General features: G+C 63.1%; 7 protein-coding genes. 4 read left to right on the forward strand and 3 right to left on the reverse strand.

The features are described 5' to 3' along the window. From ENZ75_RS23510 to ENZ75_RS23520, 3 genes are all read left to right on the forward strand, one after another. A partial coding sequence (locus ENZ75_RS23510) for a hydantoinase B/oxoprolinase family protein (protein WP_206617084.1) occupies positions 1-355 on the forward strand: 355 nt, incomplete at its 5' end. Positions 356-478: 123 nt separating this feature from the next. Then, positions 479-1,255: an ABC transporter substrate-binding protein gene (locus ENZ75_RS23515; RefSeq protein WP_063170417.1), complete on the forward strand. Its 777-nt coding sequence runs from the start codon at positions 479-481 to the stop codon at positions 1,253-1,255. 51 nt (positions 1,256-1,306) lie between these two features. Further along, positions 1,307-2,437 carry an aminomethyltransferase family protein gene (locus ENZ75_RS23520; protein WP_063169688.1) on the forward strand — a complete coding sequence of 377 codons (1,131 nt, stop codon included), beginning with the start codon at positions 1,307-1,309 and terminating at the stop codon, positions 2,435-2,437. Positions 2,438-2,628: 191 nt separating this feature from the next. Here the strand turns inward: ENZ75_RS23520 and ENZ75_RS35280 are convergent, their stop codons facing one another. Further along, a complete protein-coding gene (locus tag ENZ75_RS35280; protein ID WP_245481202.1) occupies positions 2,629-2,871 on the reverse strand; it encodes a hypothetical protein in 243 nt (80 codons plus the stop codon). 31 nt (positions 2,872-2,902) lie between these two features. Here ENZ75_RS35280 and ENZ75_RS35755 point away from each other — a divergent pair, with 31 nt between their 5' ends. After that, the gene (locus ENZ75_RS35755) at positions 2,903-3,217 is read left to right on the forward strand and encodes a Fic family protein (RefSeq protein ID WP_335919019.1); all 315 of its coding nucleotides are present in this window, start codon (positions 2,903-2,905) and stop codon (positions 3,215-3,217) included. 78 nt (positions 3,218-3,295) lie between these two features. Here the strand turns inward: ENZ75_RS35755 and ENZ75_RS23535 are convergent, their stop codons facing one another. Together ENZ75_RS23535 and ENZ75_RS23540 are read right to left on the reverse strand one after the other, a co-directional pair. Continuing rightward, on the reverse strand, positions 3,296-3,952 hold the full coding sequence (locus ENZ75_RS23535) for a methionine ABC transporter permease (protein WP_027161152.1): 657 nt from the start codon (positions 3,950-3,952) through the stop codon (positions 3,296-3,298). Beyond that, the coding region (locus ENZ75_RS23540) for an NIL domain-containing protein (RefSeq protein WP_281061267.1) at positions 3,933-4,120 on the reverse strand (188 nt) is incomplete at its 5' end. The genes ENZ75_RS23540 and ENZ75_RS23535, both read right to left, overlap by 20 nt.

Consider the following 4,120-nt stretch of genomic DNA (forward strand, 5'->3'; position numbering starts at 1 on the left):
CGCCCGCGCTTCCTTCGTCATGGACCATGGCCGGTTCGGCCCGCAGGGCGCGCTTGGCGGCAAGGACGGCGCCGTCAACACGGTGACCGTCTTCCGCAACGGCGAGGAACACGTGCCGCCGCATTTGTCCAAAGAACAGGACATTGCGCTCAAGGCCGGCGACCGCGTGCGCGTCGGCACGCCGGGCGGCGGCGGCTATGGCGATCCGCTGCAGCGCGATGCCGATCTTGTGCTGCGCGACGTGGCGCTGGGGTACTACACATCAGAGGAAGCCACCGAAAAGTTTGGCGTTGTCCTCTCGGCCGGGGAGTTGGCCATCGACCGGACGGCCACCGACAAGCAGCGCGTCGGCTAACACATCACCGATCGCTCGCCTGGTCTGCTCGCCGCGCCGTGATCGCCGCAGCGCATGTCGTTTCCGTCTCCGCCGCGCGCCTGGAAGACCGTAGACTTCCCGCTTTCAACGGGGATCTCGAACATGCGTCTTTTCGGTCGTTTCGTGCTTGCCGCTTCCGTCGCCCTCACCCTTGCCACTGGTGCCGCCTCCGCCCAGGACAAAAAACTCAGGATCGGTACCGAGGGCGCCTATCCGCCCTTCAACTACGCCAGTGCCGACGGCACGCTGGGCGGCTTCGACATCGAGCTGGGGAAGGCGCTGTGTGCTGAGATGAAGGCCGAGTGTGAGTTCAGCGTGCAGGATTTCGATGGCTCGATCCCGGCGCTGCAGGCCGGCAAGTTCGACGCGATCATCAACATCACCATCACACCCGAGCGGGCCGAGAAGGTCGAGTTCACCCACAAATACTACCAGACGCCGCCGGCTATCGCCGTGCCCAAGGATTCGACCATCGCGGGCACGTCGCCCGATGATCTGAAAGGCAAGGCGCTCGGCGTGCAGACCGCGACCATCCACCAGAAATTCGCCGACCAGAAATATGCAGGCTCGACGGTCAAAGCCTATCCGACGGGCGACGATGCCCGCACCGACATGGCCAATGGCCGCCTCGACGCGATGATGGACGGCTCGATCATCCTGACCGAGTGGTTGAAGAAGCCAGACGGCGCCTGCTGCAAGCTGCTCGGCACGCTGACCGCCGATCCGGCCATTCACGGCCCTGGCGTCGGCATCGCGCTGCAAAAGGGCAATAAGGAACTGGCCGACAAGCTCAATGCGGCCATCGACGCGCTGCGCGCCAATGGCAAGTACAAGGAAATCAACGACAAGTACTTCTCCTTCGACGTCTACGGCAGCTGAGACGACAACATGCCTTCCGGCAGCGCCGGCTGGCGCTGCCGTTTTTCTTGAATGATGGAGACTTCCTTGGCTGAGCGGCGTTCCCCTTTCTACAGCAGCATCGTCGGGCTGGGCGCGACCATGGGTCGTGTCGGGGGCGATTTCATCTCCGCTAAAACCTATTCCGGCATTGCCGACGAGCATCTGAACACCCGCAAAAATGTCGGCGTGCAGGATCTCAGCACCATGGGCAAGATGGACATCAAGGGGCCGGACGCCGAGGCGCTGGTCAACCATGTCATCGTCAATAATGCCGCTGCCATGAAACCGGGCCAGGTCCGCTATTCCACGGTCTGCCGCGAGGATGGCGGCATCATGGACGACCTCACCGTGTTTCGGTTGGGTCCGGAGCACTTCATGCTGGTAACCGGCTCGGTCAACCGCCTGAAGATGCTGCCCTGGCTGTTGCATCACGCGCAGGGTCGCAAGGCCTATGTCACCGACATAACCGCAGCCATCGCCTTCCCGACCATCCAGGGCCCGCGCTCGCGCGAACTGTTGAAGGCGATGATCTCGGATGCCGATCTGGACGGGCTGAAACGCTGGTCGTTCACGTCAGGCCACATCAACGGCACGCGGGTGCTGATCTCGCGCACCGGGGTCACCGGCGAGCTCGGCTTCGAGCTGTTCGTGCCGGCCGACGAGGCCGCTTCGGTCTGGGACGCGCTGATGCGGACCGGCCGGGACTTTGGCCTGAAACCCTATGGCGTGCTGGCAATGTTCACGCTGGGCCTGGAAAAGGCCTATCCGGCGCACGGCATCGACATGGACGAGAGCCGCACCCCGTTCCATGTCGGCCTCGACCGCTGGATCAAGTTCGACAAGGGCGATTTCGTCGGCCGGCAAGCGTTGCTCAAGGTCCGCGACAAGGGCCTCGACGAGCAATGGGTCGGCCTGATCCTCGACGGCGACACGCCGGCCGCCACCGATGCCAGGGTCCTGGCCGATGGCGAGGACGCCGGCATCGTCACCTACAGCGATCACGGCTATTCCCTGGGCAAGGTGCTGGCCACGGCGCACCTGCGGCTGCCTTTCACCGCGATTGGCACCGAACTCAGCATAGACATCGATGGCAGGCCGAGCCGGGCGGTCGTGGCGCCGATACCGTTCTTCGATCCCGAGGGGGGGAGGTTGCGCGGCTAACTGGGCTTACCCTGGAAATCATTTTGGTCTCTCCTCAATGGTTATGATATTGTCTCGAAATGAAGTCTCCTAGCTCACGAGCCAGCCGTTCAGCCAAGACCGGCCAGTTCGTGCTGACCAGCGAGCGCGGCGAGAAAATCAGCGCCGTGGAAGGCATGACCTTATCGCCTCGCATGGCGAAATTACTCGCCCTAGGCGTACGACACGGACTGTCCGGTGATGAGCGGCGTTCGCTCATCAAGGAAGAAATCCGCAAGAAGAAATAGACGTTGGTCTACGCCGCTGAGTTCGATCCGCTGTGCTACCCCGGCACGACGGTGCTCATTAACCTGTTGGACATCCGCGACCAGGCTGAGCTTGATGAAGTCGAGCTCGCGCTGTTCCTGACTCGCGCTGACGAGCCATTGCCGGCAGGCGAACTCGACTACCGTCACTATCTCGGCCTGCACCGGCACCTGTTCCAGGATGTGTGGCTGGGCCGGTCAGCCGCGCACCATCCGCATCGGCAAGGCCGGCAATTGGTTCTGCTATCCCGAACACATCGCCACCGAGATGGCGCGGGTCTTTCGCGAACTCGGCAATCCCGACCGCTTAGCTCATCTCGACGGCACCAGCTTTGCGAAGCATCTGGCGCACATCGTCGCGGAGATCAACGCCGTGCATCCGTTTCGCGAAGGCAACGGCCGAACCCAGCTCACCTTCCTTGCGATGCTCGCCGAGCACGCGGGCCTGACATTCAATGACGACATCCTTGACGGGATCGCGTCATTCAAGCCATGATCGACAGTTTCAGCGGTTCAGAAGCGTCATTGCAAGCACTGATAGAAGATATCATCGCCTAGTTCGTCGGCCTAACAATCACCCCCGTCTATCCAGCCTCGCCACCAACCGATCCCCCACCCATTGGATGCCGCAGACCAGGATGATCAGCACGATGACCACTGCGATCATCACCGACGTCTCAAAACGCTGGTAGCCGTAGCGGATGGCGAGGTCGCCGAGGCCGCCGGCGCCGATCGCGCCGGCCATGGCTGACGCACCGATCAGCGTCACCAGCGTCACCGTGAAGCCGGCGACGATGCCGGGCAGGGCTTCTGGCACCAGCACCTCGCGGATGATCGTCCAGCGGTTGCCGCCCATGGCGCGCGCCGCCTCGATCAGCCCGCGATCGACTTCGCGCAGCGACACTTCGGCGATGCGCGCATAATAGGGCGTGGCGGCGATCGACAGCGGCACGATGGCTGCCCATGTGCCGATCGAGGTGCCGACGATCAGCCGCGTCACCGGGATCAGCGCCACCAGAAGGATGATGAAGGGCACCGAGCGGAAACCGTTGATGATGGCGCCGAGCGCCCGGTTCACCCAAAGGCTTTCGGCAATGCCGCCGCGTTCGGTAGCAATCAGCGCCAGGCCGAGCGGCAGGCCGAAGACCAGCGAGATGAGGCCGGAGGCGGCCGTCATCAGCACCGTCTCCCAGATCGAACGCAGCAGAAGTTCAAACAGGATTGGCGACATGGCCAAGCACCTCCACCCGCGCCTGGCGAGCCTTCAGGAATGTGATGATGTCAGCAAGATGATTTGCATCGCTGCCGGGAACCGAAAGGAACAGCGTGCCGACCGGCTGCTGCTGGATATGGTCGATGCCGCCATGGACGAGGCGGAAGGCGCCCGGAACCGCAATCG

It is taken from the genome of Mesorhizobium sp. M7A.F.Ca.CA.002.04.1.1, assembly GCF_004022805.1.
GTDB lineage: Bacteria > Pseudomonadota > Alphaproteobacteria > Rhizobiales > Rhizobiaceae > Mesorhizobium > Mesorhizobium ciceri.

Excerpts from the sequence above, each read along its gene's own strand:
- ENZ75_RS35755 (WP_335919019.1), top strand. The coding sequence starts at position 2,903 with ATGTGTGGCTGGGCCGGTCAGCCGCGCACCATCCGCATCGGCAAGGCC.
- ENZ75_RS23515 (WP_063170417.1), top strand. The coding sequence starts at position 479 with ATGCGTCTTTTCGGTCGTTTCGTGCTTGCCGCTTCCGTCGCCCTCACC.
- ENZ75_RS23535 (WP_027161152.1), bottom strand. The coding sequence starts at position 3,952 with ATGTCGCCAATCCTGTTTGAACTTCTGCTGCGTTCGATCTGGGAGACG.
- ENZ75_RS23520 (WP_063169688.1), top strand. The coding sequence starts at position 1,307 with ATGATGGAGACTTCCTTGGCTGAGCGGCGTTCCCCTTTCTACAGCAGC.